Annotated in this window: 16 protein-coding genes; 6 read left to right on the top strand and 10 right to left on the bottom strand. The window is 72.9% G+C overall.

The features are described 5' to 3' along the window. Window positions 1-51: 51 nt before the first annotated feature. Complete coding sequence (gene dnaE / locus ACLQ2V_RS19965; protein ID WP_425720037.1) at window positions 52-3,588, bottom strand: DNA polymerase III subunit alpha; 3,537 nt, start codon at window positions 3,586-3,588, stop codon at window positions 52-54. 233 nt (window positions 3,589-3,821) lie between these two features. Here dnaE and ACLQ2V_RS19960 point away from each other — a divergent pair, with 233 nt between their 5' ends. From ACLQ2V_RS19960 to ACLQ2V_RS19945, 4 genes are all read left to right on the top strand, one after another. After that, window positions 3,822-4,163 (top strand): PadR family transcriptional regulator, encoded by a 342-nt coding sequence (locus ACLQ2V_RS19960; protein ID WP_425720036.1) that lies wholly within the window; start codon window positions 3,822-3,824, stop codon window positions 4,161-4,163. Further along, entirely contained in the window at window positions 4,160-5,101 is a 942-nt protein-coding gene (locus ACLQ2V_RS19955) for a permease prefix domain 1-containing protein (protein ID WP_425720035.1), read from the top strand. The genes ACLQ2V_RS19960 and ACLQ2V_RS19955 overlap by 4 nt, the downstream gene beginning before the upstream one ends. Before the next feature lie 192 nt (window positions 5,102-5,293). After that, entirely contained in the window at window positions 5,294-6,187 is an 894-nt protein-coding gene (locus ACLQ2V_RS19950; protein ID WP_425720034.1) for an ABC transporter ATP-binding protein, read from the top strand. After that, window positions 6,184-7,245: an ABC transporter permease gene (locus tag ACLQ2V_RS19945; protein WP_425720033.1), complete on the top strand. Its 1,062-nt coding sequence runs from the start codon at window positions 6,184-6,186 to the stop codon at window positions 7,243-7,245. Before ACLQ2V_RS19950 ends, ACLQ2V_RS19945 begins: the two co-directional genes overlap by 4 nt. Before the next feature lie 46 nt (window positions 7,246-7,291). Here the strand turns inward: ACLQ2V_RS19945 and ACLQ2V_RS19940 are convergent, their stop codons facing one another. From ACLQ2V_RS19940 to pgsA, 8 genes are all read right to left on the bottom strand, one after another. Then, the gene (locus ACLQ2V_RS19940) at window positions 7,292-7,948 is read right to left on the bottom strand and encodes a DUF402 domain-containing protein (protein ID WP_425720032.1); all 657 of its coding nucleotides are present in this window, start codon (window positions 7,946-7,948) and stop codon (window positions 7,292-7,294) included. A 171-nt stretch (window positions 7,949-8,119) separates the two neighbouring features. After that, complete coding sequence (locus ACLQ2V_RS19935) at window positions 8,120-8,869, bottom strand: YebC/PmpR family DNA-binding transcriptional regulator (protein WP_425720031.1); 750 nt, start codon at window positions 8,867-8,869, stop codon at window positions 8,120-8,122. 264 nt (window positions 8,870-9,133) lie between these two features. Next, window positions 9,134-9,739, bottom strand: coding sequence for a pyridoxal 5'-phosphate synthase glutaminase subunit PdxT (gene pdxT, locus ACLQ2V_RS19930; protein WP_425720030.1), 606 nt, complete (start codon window positions 9,737-9,739; stop codon window positions 9,134-9,136). A 79-nt stretch (window positions 9,740-9,818) separates the two neighbouring features. Continuing rightward, on the bottom strand, window positions 9,819-10,736 hold the full coding sequence (gene pdxS / locus ACLQ2V_RS19925; RefSeq protein WP_425720029.1) for a pyridoxal 5'-phosphate synthase lyase subunit PdxS: 918 nt from the start codon (window positions 10,734-10,736) through the stop codon (window positions 9,819-9,821). 177 nt (window positions 10,737-10,913) lie between these two features. After that, window positions 10,914-11,414, bottom strand: coding sequence for a hypothetical protein (locus ACLQ2V_RS19920; RefSeq protein ID WP_425720028.1), 501 nt, complete (start codon window positions 11,412-11,414; stop codon window positions 10,914-10,916). An 86-nt stretch (window positions 11,415-11,500) separates the two neighbouring features. Beyond that, a complete protein-coding gene (locus ACLQ2V_RS19915; RefSeq protein ID WP_425720027.1) occupies window positions 11,501-12,661 on the bottom strand; it encodes a glycosyltransferase family 4 protein in 1,161 nt (386 codons plus the stop codon). Between the two features lie 17 nt (window positions 12,662-12,678). Continuing rightward, window positions 12,679-13,629 carry a phosphatidylinositol mannoside acyltransferase gene (locus ACLQ2V_RS19910; protein WP_425720026.1) on the bottom strand — a complete coding sequence of 317 codons (951 nt, stop codon included), beginning with the start codon at window positions 13,627-13,629 and terminating at the stop codon, window positions 12,679-12,681. Then, window positions 13,626-14,255 (bottom strand): phosphatidylinositol phosphate synthase, encoded by a 630-nt coding sequence (pgsA, locus tag ACLQ2V_RS19905; RefSeq protein WP_425720025.1) that lies wholly within the window; start codon window positions 14,253-14,255, stop codon window positions 13,626-13,628. The genes ACLQ2V_RS19910 and pgsA overlap by 4 nt, the downstream gene beginning before the upstream one ends. Before the next feature lie 244 nt (window positions 14,256-14,499). Between pgsA and ACLQ2V_RS19900 the strand changes: the two genes are divergently transcribed. After that, complete coding sequence (locus ACLQ2V_RS19900) at window positions 14,500-16,623, top strand: elongation factor G-like protein EF-G2 (RefSeq protein ID WP_425720024.1); 2,124 nt, start codon at window positions 14,500-14,502, stop codon at window positions 16,621-16,623. A gap of 168 nt (window positions 16,624-16,791) precedes the next feature. On the opposite strand, the gene ACLQ2V_RS19895 is transcribed toward ACLQ2V_RS19900, so the two are convergent. Next, window positions 16,792-17,304, bottom strand: a complete 513-nt coding sequence (locus ACLQ2V_RS19895) for an HIT family protein (protein WP_425720125.1) — start codon at window positions 17,302-17,304, stop codon at window positions 16,792-16,794. Window positions 17,305-17,690: 386 nt separating this feature from the next. Between ACLQ2V_RS19895 and ACLQ2V_RS19890 the strand changes: the two genes are divergently transcribed. Continuing rightward, on the top strand, window positions 17,691-18,428 hold the full coding sequence (locus ACLQ2V_RS19890; RefSeq protein WP_425720023.1) for a D-Ala-D-Ala carboxypeptidase family metallohydrolase: 738 nt from the start codon (window positions 17,691-17,693) through the stop codon (window positions 18,426-18,428). Window positions 18,429-18,514: the final 86 nt, after the last annotated feature.

The raw sequence follows: 18,514 nt of genomic DNA, 5'->3' as shown, positions 1-18,514 counted from the left end.
CGCCGGGGTCGGCCGGGCAGAGCCAATCCGCCGCCCGTGGCCACCCGCCGGTCAGCTCACGTTGGCCGGGCCGAGGACGCTCTTCAGGTCGCCCATCAGCGCGGTGGTGGCGGCGACCCGGAACGGCCCGAGCCGCAGCGTGGTGGTCTTGCCGCCGTTCTGCAGCTTGACGTGCACCTCGGTGTCGCCGGGGTGCAGCACCAGGGTCTCCTTGAGCCGTTCCACCAGCGGAGGCGTGCAGCGGTGCACCGGGATGGTCAGGGTGACCGGCTTGCTCCCCGGGGTGCTGCTGACGTCGGGCATCTGCATGTCCATCGCCATGATCCGGGGGGTGTCGTCGCGGCGGTCCACCCGCCCCTTGACCACCACGATCGCGTCCTCGGCGATGTACTGGCCGATCACCTCGTAGGTGTTGGGGAAGAAGAGTGCCTCCACCCCGCCGGCGAGGTCCTCCAGGGTGGCCGACGCCCAGGCCCGGCCCTGCTTGGTGACCCGGCGCTGCACCCCGGAGAGGATGCCGGCGAGGGTGACCACCGCCCCGTCGGGGACGGTGCCCTCCTCGGAGAGGGAGGCGATGGTGCAGTCGGCCGCCGCGCCGAGCACGTGCTCCAGGCCGAAGAGCGGGTGGTCGGAAACGTAGAGGCCGAGCATCTCCCGCTCGAAGGCCAGCTTGTCGCGCTTGTCCCACTCGGCGTCGCCGATGGTGGGCATGACCGTGGTGCTGCCACCGGGGGCCTCGGCGTCGCCGAAGCCCGCGCCGAAGAGGTCGTACTGGCCGACGGCCTCCTTGCGCTTGACGTCGGCGTACGCGTCGATGGCGTCGGCGTGCACGGCCAGCAGCCCCTTGCGGGGGTGGCCCATCACGTCGAACGCCCCGGCCTTGATCAGCGATTCGATGGTCTTCTTGTTGCAGACCACCGCGTCGACCTTGGAGAGGAAGTCGTAGAAGTCGGCGTACTCGCCCTTCTCCTGCCGGCAGCGCATGATCGACGCGACGACGTTCGCGCCGACGTTGCGGATCGCGGCGAGGCCGAAGCGGATGTCCTTGCCGACCGGGGTGAACGGCCCGGCGGAGGTGTTGACGTCGGGCGGCAGGACCTGGATGCCCATCCGCCGGCACTCCGCCAGGTAGAGCGCCATCTTGTCCTTGTCGTCGCCGACGGAGGTGAGCAGCCCGGCCATGTACTCGGCGGGGTAGTGCGCCTTGAGGTACGCCGTCCAGTAGGAGACCAGCCCGTACGCGGCGGAGTGGGCCTTGTTGAAGGCGTACCCGGCGAACGGGACGAGCACGTCCCAGACCGCCTGGATGGCCTCGTCGGAGTAGCCGCGCTCGCGGCAGCCGTCCCGGAACGGGACGAACTCCTTGTCCAGGATCTCCTTCTTCTTCTTGCCCATCGCCCGGCGCAGCAGGTCGGCCTGGCCCAGGGTGTAGCCGGCGAGGATCTGCGCGGCGCGCTGCACCTGCTCCTGGTAGACGATCAGGCCGTGGGTGGGGGCCAGGATCTCCCGCAGCGGCTCCGCCAGCTCCGGGTGGATCGGGGTGATCTCCTGCAGGCCGTTCTTGCGCAGCGCGTAGTTGGTGTGCGAGTCCACGCCCATCGGGCCGGGCCGGTAGAGCGCCAGGACGGCGGAGATGTCCTCGAAGTTGTCCGGCTTCATCAGCCGCAGCAGCGAGCGCATCGGCCCGCCGTCGAGCTGGAACACGCCCAGGGTGTCGCCCCGGGCGAGCAGGTCGTAGGCGGCCTGGTCGTCCAGCGGCAGCCCCAGCAGGTCCAGGTCGAGGCCGTGGTTGAGCTTGATGTTCTTGACCGCGTCATCGATGATCGTCAGGTTGCGCAGGCCGAGGAAGTCCATCTTCAGCAGCCCGAGCGACTCGCACGTCGGGTAGTCGAACTGGGTGATGATCACCCCGTCGGCGTCCCGGCGCATCAGCGGGATGTGGTCGATGATCGGCTCGGCGGACATGATGACGCCCGCGGCGTGCACGCCGGTCTGCCGGATCAGCCCCTCGATGCCCTTCGCCGTGTCGATCACCTTGCGCACGTCCGGGTCCGACTCGTACAGGCCACGGATCTCGCCGGCCTCGGCGTAGCGGGGGTGCTTCGGGTCGAAGATGCCGGTGAGCGGGATGTCCTTGCCCATCACGGCCGGGGGCATCGCCTTGGTGATCCGGTCGCCGACGGCGTACGGGAAGCCCAGCACCCGGGCCGAGTCCTTGATCGCGGCCTTCGCCTTGATCGTGCCGAAGGTGGCGATCTGGGCGACCTTGTCCTCGCCCCACTTGTCGGTGACGTACTTGATCACCTCGCCGCGCCGACGCTCGTCGAAGTCGATGTCGACGTCCGGCATCGAGACGCGCTCGGGGTTGAGGAACCGCTCGAAGATCAGCCCGTGCTGGATCGGGTCCAGGTCGGTGATGCCCAGCGCGTACGCCACCAGGGAGCCGGCGGCCGAGCCACGCCCCGGGCCCACCGCGATGCCCTGGTTCTTCGCCCACTGGATGAAGTCGGCGACCACGAGGAAGTACGACGGGAAGCCCATCTGGATGATGACGCCCAGCTCGTACTCCGCCTGCACGACGTGGCCCTCGGGGATACCGCCGGGGTAGCGGCGGGCCAGCCCGACGAAGGTCTCCTTGCGGAACCAGGACTCCTCGGTCTCCCCCTCGGGCACGGGGAAGCGGGGCATCAGGTTGTGGAACTCGAACATCCCGGCCGGGTCGACCTTCTCGGCGACCAGCAAAGTGTTGCGGCAGCCCTCCAACCACAGCTCTGAGGAGTCCACCGCGCGCATCTGCTCGGCGGACTTGATGAAGTAGCCGCCGCCCTCGAAGCGGAACCGGTTCGGGTCGGCGACGTTGCTGCCGGTCTGCACGCAGAGCAGGACGTCGTGCGCCTCGGCCTGCGCCTCGTGGGTGTAGTGCGAGTCGTTGGTGACCACCGGCGGGATGCCGAGCTTCTTGCCGATCTCGGTGAGCCCCTCGCGGACCCGCTGCTCGATGCTCAGCCCGTGGTCCATCAGCTCCAGGAAGTAGTGCTCCTTGCCGAAGATGTCCTGGTACGCGGAGGCGACCTTGAGCGCCTCGTCGAACTGGCCGAGCCGCAGCCGGGTCTGCACCGCGCCCGACGGGCAGCCGGTGGTGGCCATGATCCCCTCGGCGTGCTCGGCGATCAGCTCCATGTCCATCCGGGGCCACTTGACGTAGTGGCCCTCCATCGAGGCGCGGGAGTTGAGGGTGAAGAGGTTCTTCAGCCCCTTGGCGTTGCGCGCCCACATGGTCTTGTGGGTGATGGCGCCGTTGCCGGAGATGTCGTCGCTCTTCTGCTCCGGCCGGCCCCACTTCACCCGCGCCTTGTGGTAGCGCGACTCCGGCGCCACGTACGCCTCGACGCCCAGGATCGGGGTGATCCCCGCGGCCATGGCCTGCTTGTAGAAGTCGTTCGCGCCGTGCATGTTGCCGTGGTCGGTCATCGCGACCGCCGGCATCCCGAGCCGGTTGGCCTCGGCGAAGAGGTCCTTCAGCCGGGCCGCACCGTCGAGCATCGAGTACTCCGTGTGCACGTGCAGATGCGCGAACGAATCGCCCATGCGTGGCCCCCCGCGTCGGTCTCATGGGTTGTCGAGGTCGGTCGGCACACCCTATCCCCGGCCGCCGGGCCACCTCCAGCAGCCGCGCGGGGGGCGGCGGGGCGGGTGGCGCGGATCTCCGTGCCGACGCCGGAGTCGGTTGCCCGACTCGTCATGCCCGAACACACCGATACCGTCGGGCACGATGATGTAACGCTAGACAATGGTGTGTGGCACACACTATGGTGTGATGCATGGTTAGCGATGAGATCCTCCGGACTCACCTCCAGGAGCTGCGTCGAGGCACCGTCGTGGTGGCGAGCCTGGTCGCGCTGCGCCGCCCCGACTACGGCTACGCGTTGCTGGAACGCCTCTCCGACTGCGGCTTCCCGGTCGAGGCCAACACGCTCTACCCGCTGCTGCGGCGGCTGGAGGAGCAGGGCCTGCTGACCAGCGAGTGGAACACCGAGGAGAGCCGGCCCCGCAAGTTCTACCGGACCAGCGCCGACGGCGAGTCGGTGCTGAACCGCCTGCTCACCGACCTCGCCGCAGTGCAGACCTCCCTGACCGGGCTGATCGAAGGAGCCGACCGATGACCACCCTGACCGACCGCTACCTCGCCGCGACCCTGCGCTCGGTGCCGGCCGCCCGCCGCGAGGGCATCGCCACCGAGCTGCGCGCCTCGATCGAGGACATGGTCGAGGGCCGCACGGCCGGCGGACAGGACGCCGCCGCCGCCGAGCGTGAGGTGCTCACCGAGCTGGGCGACCCGGACACGCTCGCCGCCCGGTACGCCGACCGCCGGTTGCAGCTCATCGGCCCGACCTACTACCTGGCCTGGGAGCGGCTGCTGAAGCTGCTGCTCAGCTTCGTCCCGGCGCTGGTCGGCGTGCTGGTCGGCCTGGTCGAGGCCGCCGACGGCGGCCAGGGCATCGGCAAGGGCATCTCCGCCGCCATCACGGTGGCCGTCCAGATCGCCTTCTGGGTCACCGTGGTCTTCGCGGTCCTGGAACGCACCAACACCCCCCTGCACCTGCCCGCCTGGAGCGTCGACCGACTGCCGGAGGACACCACCGGCCGGCAGATCACCCTGGTCGACGCCGCCTGCTCGATCGGTTTCCTGGTGCTCCTCATCGCGTACCTGCCGTTGCAGCACTTCCGGTCGTTCGTGCCGGCCGGCGACGACGGCAACCTGCCGATCCTCGATCCGGCGCTGTGGAGCTTCTGGCTGCCGCTGCTGATCGCGGTGCTGGTCGCCAGCATCGGCCTGGAGATCGCCAAGTACCGGGTCGGCCGCTGGACCTGGCCGCTGGTCGCCGCGAACGCGGCCCTCGACGTGGCGTTCGCCGCGCCGGTGGTCTGGCTGATGTCGACCGACCGGCTGCTCAACCCCGACTTCGTGGCCCGCTTCGAGTGGCTCGGCGAGGGCGACAACCTGCGGCACCTGGCGCTCGCCGTGGTCGTGGGCACCGTGCTGGTGGCGCTCTGGAGCGTCATCGACAGCGCCGTCAAGGCGCACCGCAACCGCGGCTGACCCACCGGCACGGCGGCCCGGCACGCCCCACGGCGTGCCGGGCCGCCGCGTTGTCCGGGCACCGGGCCCGGCAGCCTCGTCCGGGCCACCGCGTCCCGGCCGGGCCCCCGGGTGCCCGTCGGTGCGAGAGGGACCTCACGTTCGATCTCGCGGCGGACGACGCCCGGCGGCCCGCCGCCTAACGTGGGTCCCGTGACCAACGTGCTCCACCTCGACGGCGTCGACCGCAGCTTCGGCGACCGTCAGGTGCTTCAGAACGTGTCCTTCGACGTGGCGGCCGGCCGGATGACCGGCTTCGTGGGCGGCAACGGCGCCGGCAAGACCACCACCATGCGGATCATCCTCGGGGTACTCGCCCCGGACGCCGGCCAGGTCACCTGGCAGGGCACGCCCCTGACCCGCCAGGCCCGCCAACGCTTCGGCTACATGCCCGAGGAACGCGGCCTCTACCCCAAGATGAGCGCCCGGGAGCAGGTGGTCTACCTGGGCCGGCTGCACGGGATGACGCCCACCGCCGCCCGCCGCAACACCGACGCGCTGTTGGAGCGGGTCGGGCTCGCCGAGCGCGGCGACGATCTGCTGGAGACGCTGTCGCTGGGCAACCAGCAGCGCGCCCAGATCGCCGCCGCCCTCGTGCACGACCCCGAGGTGCTGGTGCTCGACGAGCCATTCTCCGGCCTCGACCCGATGGCCGTGGACACGGTCGTGGGGGTCCTGCGGGAACGGGCCGCCGCGGGGGCACCGGTGCTCTTCTCCAGCCATCAACTGGACGTCGTCGAGCGGCTCTGCGACGACCTGGTGATCATCAGCGGCGGCGCGATCCGGGCCGCCGGCAGCCGCGACGAGCTGCGCGCGGCGTACACGGTGCCCCGTTACGAGTTGGTGGTGCAGACCGACGCCGGCTGGCTGCGGGACCAGCCCGGGGTGACCCTGGTCGACCTGGACGGCGCCCGCGCCGTCTTCGACCTCGCGCCCGGCGCGGACGAGCAGCGCGTGCTGCACGCGGCGCTGGCCCGTGGGCCGGTCCGCGCGTTCCGCCCGGTCAGCCCGTCGCTCGCCGAGATCTTCCGAGAGGTCACCCAGTGAACACCGTCCAGGCCACCCGGCTCGTCGCCGCCCGGCAGGTCCGGGTCACGCTGCGCGACAAGACCTTCCTGTACAGCACCCTGTTCTTCCTGCTGATCGTCGCCGGCGCGACCATCCTGCCGGCGATCTTCGCCGGCGGCACGACCAGCGTGGCGGTCACCGAGGCGGCGGCCGCTCCGCTGCGCGCGGCGGGGCTCGACGTACGCACCGTCGCCGACGACGCCGCCGCCGAGCGGGCCGTACGCGACGGCGACGTCGACGCCGCGGTGGTCTCCGGGCCGACGGTGCTGGCCATGGACGAGGCGCCCGACGACGTGATGACGGCGCTGAGCACGCGGCCCGCGCTGCGGCTGCTGGACCCCGACGCGCTGGACCCGGTGCTGGCCTACCTGGTGCCGCTCATCTTCGCGTTCATCTTCTTCATCACCTCGCAGATCTTCGGCCTGCAGATCGCGCAGAGCGTCGTCGAGGAGAAGCAGACCCGGATCGTGGAGATCCTGGTGGCGGCGGTGCCGGCGCGGGCACTGCTGGCCGGCAAGATCCTTGCCGGGACGGTGCTGGCCTTCGGGCAGATCGCTTTGATCGCCCTGATCACCGTGGTCGGCATGCGGTTCGGCGACAGCGGCGAGCTGCTCTCGCTGCTGGCCCCGGCGATCGGCTGGTTCCTGCCGTTCTTCCTGCTCGGCTTCGTGCTGCTCGCGGCCATGTGGGGGGCGGCCGGGGCGCTGGCCAACCGGCAGGAGGACGTCTCCGCCGTGTCGACGCCCGTGCAGATCGCGATCATGGCGCCGTTCTTCGCCGTGAGCTTCCTCAACGACAACCCGACGGCCATGACGGTGCTCTCCTACGTGCCGTTCTCCTCGCCGACGGCCATGCCGCTGCGGCTGTTCCACGGCGACGCCGCCGGCTGGGAGCCGCTGGTCTCGCTGGCCCTGCTGCTGGTGGCCGCCGCCGCGTTCGTGGCCGCCGGGGCCCGGGTGTACGAGGGCTCGCTGCTGCGTACCAACGGCCGCACCTCGATCCGGGCGGCCTGGCGCTCGCGCGAGACGGCGGGCTGACCGGGACGCGCGCCCCGCACTCCTGCCGCCTGCGGAGTGCGGGGCGCTACGGCGCGACGGTGTCCCAGCCCGGCGGCAACGCCGGCACCGGCCAGGCCGGGTCCGGCTGCCAGGCCGACCAGGACTCGTCCCACCAGCGCTGCCCCGCGTCCAGGAGTGCGGCGATCCGGTCGCCCTCGGCCCGGATGGCGTCGGCCCGGCCCGGGTAGCGTCCCTCGTCGAGGCGCTGGGCGAACAACTCCACGTCCTTCCAGACGTACCCGTCGGCGTCGGCCTCCCACCACAGGTCGAGCTCGTGGTCGAGGGTGTCCACCCCGATCGGTGTCCGCCGCACCGGATCCTGGAGGTTGAAGTACCACCCCGCGAAGGCCCGCTCCGGCCCGGCCCAGAAGACGTCGACGGAGTGCGCCTCGCCCGGGCGGTGCAGCATCAACTTGCCATGCCCGCGCCACGCCCGATGCCCGCCGACCTGCCACGGGTGCCGGCCGCACGGAAACCGCCCGGTCGCGGGGAACCCGAACTCCGCGCCCGGGGGCAGGTAGAGCGCCAGCAGGTCCGGCGAGTCCTCGACGCAGATCGTCGGGCAGCCGAACCACACCTCGTCGCGGAGGACCTCGCGTCGCACGACCAGGTCGCCGGGCGCGAAGCGGCGCCCCCCGCCCGCCCGACCTTCGCCACCATCGGGACGAATCGGATGAACCACCCGGGCAGTCTAGCGAGGCGAGGCCCCCGCGCCCGGGATCACGAACCCGGCGGGTCCGGCGTCGCCGATCGCGTACGGGCAGGTGGGTGCCCGGAGCACCGCCGCCGGCCGACCGGTGTCAGCAGCCGGCGGCGCTCCGGGCACCCACTGCGCGCGCCGCAGCCGGCGGGGTCAGTCGACGGCGGCCATGACCTCGTCGGAGACGTCGAAGTTGGCGTAGACGTTCTGCACGTCGTCGCAGTCCTCCAGCACGTCGATCAGCCGGAAGATCTTGCGGGCGCCGTCCTCGTCGAGCGGGACGTTCATGCTGGGGATGAGGGAGGACTCGGCCGACTCGTACTCGATGCCGGCGTCCTGCAGGGCGGTGCGCACGGCGACCAGGTCGGTCGGCTCGGAGACCACCTCGTAGGCCTCGCCGATGTCGTTGACCTCCTCCGCACCGGCGTCGAGGACCGCCAACATCACGTCGTCCTCGGTGGTGCCGGCCTTGGGAACGATCACCACGCCCTTGCGGGAGAACATGTACGACACCGAGCCGGCGTCGGCCAGCGAGCCGCCGTTGCGGGTCAGCGCGGTGCGCACCTCGGTCGCCGCCCGGTTGCGGTTGTCCGTCAGGCACTCGATGAGCATGGCGACGCCGTTCGGGCCGTACCCCTCGTACATGATGGTCTGCCAGTCGGCGCCGCCGGCCTCCAGGCCGGAGCCGCGCTTGACCGCCCGGTCGATGTTGTCGTTCGGTACGGAGCTCTTCTTCGCCTTCTGGATGGCGTCGTAGAGGGTGGGGTTGCCGGAGGGGTCGCCGCCGCCGGTGCGGGCCGCGACCTCGACGTTCTTGATCAGCTTGGCGAACATCTTGCCGCGCTTGGCGTCGATCACGGCCTTCTTGTGCTTGGTGGTCGCCCACTTTGAGTGGCCGGACATCTGCTACCTCCGTCTGTTGATCACGCCTGCGCCGACTGCCCGCACCGACTCCGCGCCACCACCGGGCGCCGCGCGCCACCGACCGGAGGCCGGGGCCGGGCGGCTCCGCGTGGCGGGCGGCGGACCGCGGCCCTGCCGAACCGCCGGTAATCCTACCGAGGAGGCACCCGGCGGCGTCACACCCGCCACCGTCGCACCACGGGAACACCCGGCACCACCGCAGCACCCGGGCCGCCCGGCACCACGCCGGTCGGGGCCCGCCGGTCAGACTGTGGCGCGGACCAGGTCCACGAAGTAGCGGTGCAGGCGCAGGTCGCCGGTCAGCTCGGGGTGGAACGAGGTGGCCAGCAGGTTGCCCTGCCGCACCGCGACGATCCGCCCGGCCGACGGCCCCTCGGTCACCTCGCCGAGGACGTCGACGCCCGCGCCGACCCGCTCGACCCACGGCGCCCGGATGAAGACCGCGTGGAACGGCTCGCCGTCGACCCCGGCGACCACCACCGGCGCCTCGAACGAGTCGACCTGCCGGCCGAAGGCGTTGCGCCGGACGGTCATCTCGATGCCGGCGAAGCCCCGCTGGTCTGGGCGGCCGTCCAGCACCTCGGTGGCCAGCATGATCATGCCGGCGCAGGAGCCGTAGACCGGCATCCCGGCGGCGATCCGCTTCTCGATCGGCTCGCGCATCTCGAAGATGTCGGCGAGCTTGCTGATGGTGGTGGACTCGCCGCCGGGAATCACCAGGGCGTCGACGGCGGCCAACTCCTCGGGGCGGCGCACCGGGCGGGCGGCGGCCCCCGCGCCGGTCAGGGCCGCGATGTGCTCCCGGACGTCGCCCTGCAGCGCGAGCACACCGATCTCGGGTGCCGACACGGTCGTCTCCCTCCTGTAATCGTCGGAAAGGGGCCCCTCCCCCGCCGAAGGCGTCGGGAACGGGCCCCTTTCCGTGCCGTCACCAGCCGCGCTCGGCCAGGCGGTGCGGCTGCGGGATCTCGTCGACGTTGATGCCGACCATGGCCTCGCCGAGGCCCCGGGAGACCTTGGCCAGCACGTCCGGGTCGTCGTGGAAGGTGGTGGCCTTGACGATGGCGGCGGCCCGCTGGGCCGGGTTGCCGGACTTGAAGATGCCGGAGCCGACGAAGACGCCCTCGGCGCCGAGCTGCATCATCATGGCGGCGTCGGCCGGGGTGGCGATGCCGCCGGCGGTGAAGAGCACCACCGGGAGCTTGCCGGTCTCGGCGATCTCCTTGACCAGGTCGTACGGGGCCTGCAGCTCCTTGGCCGCGACGAAGAGCTCGTCGGTGGGCAGGTTCTGCAGCCGGCGGATCTCCTGGCGGATCTTGCGCATGTGGGTGGTGGCGTTGGAGACGTCACCGGTGCCGGCCTCGCCCTTGGAGCGGATCATGGCCGCGCCCTCGGTGATCCGGCGCAGCGCCTCGCCCAGGTTGGTCGCCCCGCAGACGAAGGGAACGGTGAACGCCCACTTGTCGATGTGGTTGGCGTAGTCGGCCGGGGTCAGCACCTCGGACTCGTCGACGTAGTCCACGCCGAGCGACTGCAGGATCTGCGCCTCGACGAAGTGGCCGATGCGGGCCTTGGCCATCACCGGGATCGAGACGGCGTTGATGATGCCGTCGATCATGTCGGGGTCGCTCATCCGGGACACCCCGCCCTGGGCGCGGATGTCGGCGGGGACCCGCTCCAGGGCCATCACCGCGACGGCCCCGGCGTCCTCGGCGATCTTGGCCTGCTCGGCGGTGACCACGTCCATGATCACGCCGCCCTTGAGCATCTCGGCCATGCCGCGCTTCACGCGGGCGGTGCCGACGACGGGGTTGGCACCGGTGTTCGGGGAAGTGGTGTCGGGCACGGGTAATCGCTCCTCGGCGTGCTCGGGGGGTGGCTCAGCCTGAATGTTACGACGGGGTCAACGCCCCTCCGACAGCCAATCAGACCCCGGGTGGCTTGCTCTGTGGCCGTCATCACCACCGGCGGCCACCCGACCGGACGAACCACGCAACCGGGTCCAACCCACCACAACAGGCCCTCAGGCGGGCACGTCGGCGGGGAAGACCAGGGTCGGGTCGTCGATGTCGAAGTAGCGCGGCCACGGGTGCCGACGCCCCATCCGCAGCAGCCGCACCAGCGGTCGCCCCCGCGCCGTGCGGGCGTCGCGGACCAGGTCGGTGTGCACCTGCCGGGCCAGGGCCAGCCGCCGGCTCGCCGCGATCACCGGCTCGCAGTCCGGGTCGGTCGGGTCCAGCCGGGCCGCCCGCAACTGCCGGGTCAGGTCGTTCTCCGCCGCCTCCCGCTCCTGCGGCTCCGCGTCGAGGGCGATCCGCGCCGCCGCGTAGAGCTCCACGCCGTAGCGCCGCTCCGCCAGCACCGCGGCGGCGGCGGCCCGGCGCAGCAGGTGCGCCTCCAGGGCCCGGGTCGCGGCCTCCGCGCGCAGGCGCAGCCGCTCGACCCGGCCCACGGTCCAGGTCAGGTACGCCGAGAGCAGCCCGACGACCGCCACCGCGCCCACCCACCACCACATGCCCGGCATCGTAGTGCTGCTCCGTTCGCCTCCGGCCGGGGCGTGAGCCGCCGACCACCTCCGCGTCGGTGTGGGCACCACCGGCCGCGCCGGGGTCAGCCCGGCTCCGCCCACTCCTGGTCGATGACCCGCCCGTCGGTCGCCTCGATCGCCGCCGCGTAGACCTCCAGCACCCGCCGGGCGACCACCGGCCAGTCGAAGTGCGCCACCACCTGGTCGCCGCAGGCGGTCAGCGCGGCCCGCCGGGCCGGGTCGTCGAGCAGCCCGGCCAGGGCCGAGCGCAGCGCGGACGCGTCCCCGACCGGGAAGAGCTGCCCGGCCCGGCCGCCGTCGAGCACCCGGCGGAACGCGTCCAGGTCGCTGGCCACGACCGTGGTGCCGGCGGCGAGCGCCTCGGTGAGGATCATCCCGAACGACTCCCCGCCGGTGTTCGGCGCCACGTAGAGGTGCACGCTGCGCAGCATCCGCGCCTTGTCCGGCTCGGAGACCAAGCCGAGGAAGGTGACCCGGTCGCGCAGGTCGGCGGGGAAGCGGCCGAACAGGTCGTCGGCCTCGCCCGGCCCGGCCACCAGCAGCCGCAGCCCCGGCCGGGAGCGGGCCAGCTCGACGAAGGCGTCGCGCAGGATCGGGAAGCCCTTGCGGGCCTCGGTGAAGCGGCCGAGGAAGCCCAGCGTGCCGCCGGTGCCGGTGGCGCACTCCCCCGGCCAGCCGGGCAGCGCGGTGGAGTGGGCGAACTTGGCCACGGTGACCCCGTTGGGGATCTCCACCGCCCCGCCGTCCATGTGCTCCACCTGCACCTTGCGGGCCAGCGCGCTGACCGCGATCCGGGCGGTGATCCGCTCCAGCACGATCTGCAGCAGCCCCTGCGCGGCGGCGAGCACCCGGGAGCGGGTCATCGCGGTGTGGAAGGTCGCCACCACCGGCCCCCGGGCGGAGAGCACGGCGAGCATCGACAGGCTCAGCGTCAGCGGCTCGTGCACGTGCAGCACGTCGAATTCACCCCGGGCGATCCACCGCCGCACCCGGGCGGTGGAGACCGGGCCGAACGCGATCCGGGCCACCGACCCGTTGTACGGCAGCGGCACGGCGCGGCCCGCCGGCACCACGTACGGCGGCAGCGGGGAGTCCTCGTCGGCCGGCGCGAGGACGCTCACCTCGTGCCCCAGCCCGATCAGCGCCTCGGCCAGGTCGATGACGTGGTTCTGCACCCCGCCGGGCACGTCGAAGGAGTACGGGCACACGATGCCGATCCGCATTCCAGCGCCCCTTAGCCTCAGACCGTCCCGGTGGCGGCCGGCGGTGTGTCGACGGGCCGGGGCCCGTCGTCGCCGGTGCCGAGCTGGTCCAGCCACATCCGCTGCAACATGTGCCAGTCTTGCGGATGTCGGGCGATGCCCGCCGCCAGACCGTCGGCAATCCGCTGGGTCAACACCCGCACCCGCTGGTCGAGCGTGCCGCTGGCCGGGTCGGGCAGGGGCAGCGGCTCGGAGAGCGCGGCGCAGGCGACGTCCGCCTCGTACCACAACGAGGCGACGTAGAGCGGTGCGCCGGTGCGGATCGCCAGCAGGGCCGGGCCGGCCGGCATCCGGGTCCGCCCGCCGAAGAAGTCGACCTCGACGCCCCGGGCGGAGAGGTCCCGGTCGGCCAGCAGTGGCACCACCGTCCCGGCGGCCAGCCGCTCCACCAGCACGTCGAAGGCGGGCCGCTCGCCGCCGTGGGTGGGCAGGATCTCCATGCCCAGGCTCCGGCGGAAGGCCAGGAAGCGCTGGTAGAGGCCCTCGGGCTTGAGTCGTTCGGCGACCGTGGTGATCGGCCAGCCGGTGGCGGCCACCCAGGCGCCGGCGGCGTCCCAGTTGCCGGCGTGCGGCAGCGCCACCACCGCGCCCCGGCCGGCGGCGACGTCGGCGGCCAGCCACCGCACCCCCTGCGGGTCGAGCCGGAACCCGGCGAGGATCTGCTCGCGGCTCAGCGCGGGCAGCCGGAACGCCTCCATCCAGTACCGGGCGTAGGAGCGCAGGGCCCGCCGGAGCAGGTCGTCCAGCTCCGTCTCGGGCAGTTCGGGGCCGACGACCCGGCGCAGGTTGGCGCGCAGTCGGGCCGTACCCCTGCCGTTTGCGCGGTGGGCGCGGTCGGCGCCCACCCGGAAGGCCGCCGCGGCCACGGGCCGGGGCAGCGCGCGGACCAGACGCCAGCCGGCGACGTAGCCGAGCTCGGTGAGGTTCACCCCTGCGGCCCCTGCGGGGCCGTGACGGCCTGCCGGTAGACGTGGGCCATCCGCTGCCCGACGGTGAAGATCGACACGGCGGCCAGCAGCCAGAGCGCGACCTGCAGGGCGTACGGGACGCCGACGCCGGTGAGGATGCCGCCCACGCCGACGATGAGCAGCCGCTCGGTGCGCTCGGCGATGCCCACGTTGCAGGTCATCCCGAGCCCCTCGGCGCGGGCCTTGACGTAGGAGACCAGGCCGCCGGCGGCCAGGCAGAGCAGCGCCGCCGCGACCCCGCCGTGGTCGCCCTGGGTGGCCAGCCAGTAGGCCACCGCGCCGAAGACGGCGCTGTCGGCCACCCGGTCCATGCTCGAGTCGAGGAACGCCCCGAATCTCGTCGAACCGCCGCTCATCCGCGCCATCGTCCCGTCGAGCAGGTCGGTGAGCGCGAAGAAGGTCACGACGAGGGCACCGGCGACCAGATGGCCACGGGCACCGAGGCCGAGCGCGCCGGCGAGCACCCCGAGGGTGCCGGTCACGGTGACAGCGTTGGGGGACACGCCCGCCCGGAGCAGGCCGCGTGCGATCGGCTCGACGACGCGGGTCATCCCCGCCCGGACCGACACTTGGAAGATCTTCGCCATGGGGGTCCCACGATAACGGCCTGCCTCCGGCGACGATACGCCCGGTCGCCGACCCGCCCGGGGAAGACTTGTGCGTGCCCCCGCGGCGGGTGTGGGATCGCACCTGGGAGTGAGCCAGCTCACCCCGGGGCCGTCCCGTGCCCGTCACCCGGCGGACCGCCGGAGGATGACGCCGCGGAGCCCGCACCGGGCCGCTTCCCGTCGCACGGCGGCGGCCACCAACCACGGCTGAGGGAGGCGCCCCATGGCGCAGAGGAGTCACGACAAGGGTGCCGCCGGCGGCGTGCCGGTGGTGACCGAGCCCACCGGCGTACGCAACGTGGTGCTCGTCGGGCACTCCGGGGCGGGCAAGACGACCCTGGTCGAGGCGCTGCTGGCGGCGACCGGCACGATCGGTCGGGCCGGCACGGTCGCCGACGGCACCACGGTCTGCGACCACGACCCGGCGGCGGTGCGCCAGCAGCGTTCGGTGAGCCTGGCCTGCGCCCCGCTGCTGCACGCCGGCGTCAAGATCAACCTGTTGGACACCCCCGGCTACGCCGACTTCGTCGGCGAGCTGCGCGCCGGCCTGCGCGCCGCCGACGCCGCGCTCTTCGTGGTCTCCGCCGTCGACGGGATGGACGCCGCCACGGCCGCGCTCTGGGAGGAGTGCGCCGCCGTCGGCATGCCCCGGGCGGTCGCGGTGACCCGGCTCGACCACCCGCGCGCCGACTTCGACAACGCCGTGGCGCTCTGCCAGCGGGTCTTCGGCGACAACGTGCTCCCGCTGCACCTGACGATGCTCGGCGACGACGGCGAGTCGGTGGCGGGGCTGCTCGGCCTGGTCACCCGCCGGGTGTTCGACTACACCGCCGGCCTGCCGGCGCAGGTGCGCGAGCCGGAGCCGGAGCACCTGCCGGCGATCGCCGAGTCCCGCAACGAGCTGATCGAGGGGATCATCGCCGAGAGCGAGGACGAGACCCTGATGGACCGCTACCTCGCCGGCGAGGAGATCGACACCGGGGTGCTCGTCGCCGACCTGGAGAAGGCCGTCGCCCGGGGGCACTTCCACCCGGTGCTGCCGGTCTGCGCGGCCACCGGCCTCGGGCTGGACGTGCTGCTCGACGGGCTGGTCTCGGCGTTCCCGGCGCCGCCGGAGCGCGAGCTGCCCGCCGTCACCGGCGCCGACGGCTCCCCCCGGCCGCCGCTGACCTGCGACCCCGACGGCCCGCTCGTCGCCGAGGTGGTCCGCACGACCGTGGACCGGCACCTCGGGCGGGTCTCCCTGGTCCGGGTCTTCTCCGGGACCCTGCGCCCCGAGCAGACGGTGCACGTCGCCGGGCACGGCCTGGCCGAGCGGGGCCACCCCGACCACGACGCCGACGAGCGGGTCGGGCACGTCTACACCCCGCTGGGCGCGGCCCTGCGCGAGGTGCCGGCCTGCGTGGCCGGCGACATCTGCGCGATCACCAAGTCGGGCAGCGCCGAGACCGGCGACACGATCTCGGCCAAGGACGACCCGCTGCTGGTCGCCCCGTGGGAGATGCCCGAGCCGCTGCTGCCGGTGGCGGTCGTCGCCCGCAGCCGCGCCGACGAGGACACCCTGGCGCGCAACCTGGCCCGGCTGGTCGCCGGCGACCCGACGCTGCGGCTGGAACGCAACCCGCAGACCCATCAGCTGGTGCTCTGGTGCATGGGCGAGGCGCACGCCGACGTGGTGCTCGACCGGCTGCGCGGCGGCGGCGCCGAGCTGGACACCGAGCCGGTCCGGGTGCCGCTGCGGGAGACCTTCACCGCCCCCGCCCGGGGTCACGGCCGGCACGTCAAGCAGTCCGGGGGTCACGGGCAGTTCGCCGTGGCCGACATCGAGGTGGAGCCGCTGCCCCCGGGCGCCGGCTTCGAGTTCGTCGACCGGGTGGTCGGCGGCGCGGTGCCGCACCACTACATCCCCTCCGTGGAGAAGGGCGTGCGGGCGCAGTTGGAGCGGGGAGTCCTCGCCGGTCACCCGGTGGTGGACCTGCGGGTCACCCTGGTCGACGGCAAGGCGCACAGCGTCGACTCGTCCGACGCGGCGTTCCAGACCGCCGGGGCGCTGGCCCTGCGCGACGCCGCCGAGCGCGGCCGACCGACCCTGCTGGAGCCGGTGGACGAGGTGATCATCCGGGTGCCGGACCACGTCGTCGGCGCGGTGCTCGGTGACCTCGCCGGCCGGCGCGGCCGGGTGCTCGGCACCGAGGCGGACCCGGAGGCCGACGGCCGGACCCTGGTCCGCGCCGAGGTGCCGGCCACCGAACTGCTCCGGTACGCCGTCGAGCTGCGCGCGCTCACCTCCGGCGCCGGCACCTTCCGCCGCACCTACCTCCGCCACACCCCCCTCCCCACCCCCTAACCCCCTAACCCCCGCCCGCCCCCGCCCGCCCCCGCCCGCCCGGCGCGTCGATCATGGACTCGTGGTGGGGGAAACGCCGGATAAATGCTTCATATCCGGCACCACAAGTCCATGATCGACGGGGTGGGGGTGGGGCGGGGGGCGGGGCGGGGGGGTGGGGTGGGGTGGTCAGTGCGGCCAGGCGCGGGTGAGCAGATCCCGGGTGTCGGTGAGCAACTGGGGCAGGACCTTGGTGCGCCCGATCACCGGCATGAAGTTGGCGTCGCCGCCCCAGCGGGGCACCACGTGCTGGTGCAGGTGCGCGGCGATCCCGGCCCCGGCCACCCCGCCCTGGTTCATGCCCAGGTTGAACCCGTGCGCGCTGCTGACCTTGCGGACCACCCGCATCGCGGTCTGGGTGAACGCGGCCAGCTCGGTGGTCTCCGGCAGGTCCAGGTCGGTGTAGTCGGCCACGTGCCGGTAGGGGCAGACCAGCAGGTGCCCCGGGTTGTACGGGTAGAGGTTGAGCACGGCGAAGACGTGCTCGCCCCGGGCGACCACCAGGCTCTCCTGCGGCGGCAGCCCGGGTGCCCGGCAGAACGGGCAGCCGGTGACCGGCTCGTAGCCGCCCTCGGGACGGTCCTCACCGGTGACGTAGGTCATCCGGTGCGGGGTCCAGAGCCGATCCAGGCCGTCGGTCATGTCGCTGTCCGTGTGCCGTTCCTCCCCTGTCACGCCACGATCCTACGTTCCCGCCGCGCGCCGTCGAGCGCCGGAGCACGGGCCCGCCGAAGGCCGCAGAACGGCTGCGGGACGGATACCGGCCGGGGCCGGGGCGGGTTGACGGCGGGGCACGACGGGCGGACGACGGCGGCACGACGGGCGGACGGCGACGGCACGACGGGCGGACGACGGCGGCACGACGGGCGGACGCTGATGGCGGCAACGGCCGGGCGGCGGGCACGGGCGGCGGACACGGGCGGCGGTGCCGCCGGCAGGAACAGGGGGACGCAGATCTTGACGCAGCGACCCCCGTCAATAGAGACTGCCCTTCGATCGATCATGACGAACGTCGATGGGGGAAATTTGTGAAGACCGCATTCCGCCGGCTCGGCAAGGCGCTGACCGCCTGCGTACTCGCCGCCGCCGCCACCCTGGTGGGCCTGACCGCGACCACCGGCGCCGCACACGCCGACGGCTGCTACACCTGGGGTCGGGCGCTCACCTCCGGCGCCACCGGCGAGGACGTCCGGCAGCTCCAGATCCGCATCGCCGGCTACCCCGGCTACAACTCCTCCGTGGCCATCGACGGCAGCTTCGGCCCGGGCACCCGCGCCGCGCTGATCCGCTTCCAGCAGGCGTACGGCCTCACCGCCGACGGTGCCGCCGGCACGCAGACCTTCAACAAGCTCTACGCGCTCCAGGACGACGACTGCACCCCGGTCAACTTCAGCTACGCCGAGCTGAACAACTGCAACAGCACCTGGGCCGGCGGCGCGGTCTCCGCGAGCACCGCCCGGTTCAACGCGCTCGTGTCGATGTGGAAGCTCCAGGCCCTGCGGCACGCCCTCGGCGACGTGAACATCAGCATCAGCAGCGGCTTCCGCAGCGCCTCCTGCAACAGCGCGGTCGGCGGGGCGTCCAACAGCCGACACATGTACGGCGACGGAGTGGACCTGGTCGGCTCCCCGTCGTTCTGCCGCCTGGCCCAGCAGGCCCGCTACCACGGCTTCGGGCAGATCCTCGGCCCCGGCTACCCGGACCACAACGACCACACCCACGTCGCTGCGGTCGGTGGCTGGTCGGCGCCGAACTGCGGCATCTGATCCCGTACGCGCGGCGGGGGGGGGGCGCCCCCCCGGGGGCGGCCGCGCCCGCGGCGGGCGCGCGGGGGCGCCCCGGCCCGGGGGCG

Source organism: Micromonospora sp. DT233 (assembly GCF_049841815.1).
GTDB lineage: Bacteria > Actinomycetota > Actinomycetes > Mycobacteriales > Micromonosporaceae > Micromonospora.
The sequence above is the reverse complement of the archived record's forward strand: the minus strand, read 5'-3'. Positions and strand labels throughout refer to the sequence as shown.

Excerpts from the sequence above, each read along its gene's own strand:
- dnaE (WP_425720037.1), bottom strand. The coding sequence starts at position 3,588 with ATGGGCGATTCGTTCGCGCATCTGCACGTGCACACGGAGTACTCGATG.
- ACLQ2V_RS19960 (WP_425720036.1), top strand. The coding sequence starts at position 3,822 with ATGGTTAGCGATGAGATCCTCCGGACTCACCTCCAGGAGCTGCGTCGA.
- ACLQ2V_RS19955 (WP_425720035.1), top strand. The coding sequence starts at position 4,160 with ATGACCACCCTGACCGACCGCTACCTCGCCGCGACCCTGCGCTCGGTG.
- ACLQ2V_RS19935 (WP_425720031.1), bottom strand. The coding sequence starts at position 8,869 with ATGTCCGGCCACTCAAAGTGGGCGACCACCAAGCACAAGAAGGCCGTG.
- ACLQ2V_RS19920 (WP_425720028.1), bottom strand. The coding sequence starts at position 11,414 with ATGCCGGGCATGTGGTGGTGGGTGGGCGCGGTGGCGGTCGTCGGGCTG.
- ACLQ2V_RS19915 (WP_425720027.1), bottom strand. The coding sequence starts at position 12,661 with ATGCGGATCGGCATCGTGTGCCCGTACTCCTTCGACGTGCCCGGCGGG.
- pgsA (WP_425720025.1), bottom strand. The coding sequence starts at position 14,255 with ATGGCGAAGATCTTCCAAGTGTCGGTCCGGGCGGGGATGACCCGCGTC.
- ACLQ2V_RS19900 (WP_425720024.1), top strand. The coding sequence starts at position 14,500 with ATGGCGCAGAGGAGTCACGACAAGGGTGCCGCCGGCGGCGTGCCGGTG.
- ACLQ2V_RS19895 (WP_425720125.1), bottom strand. The coding sequence starts at position 17,304 with ATGACCGACGGCCTGGATCGGCTCTGGACCCCGCACCGGATGACCTAC.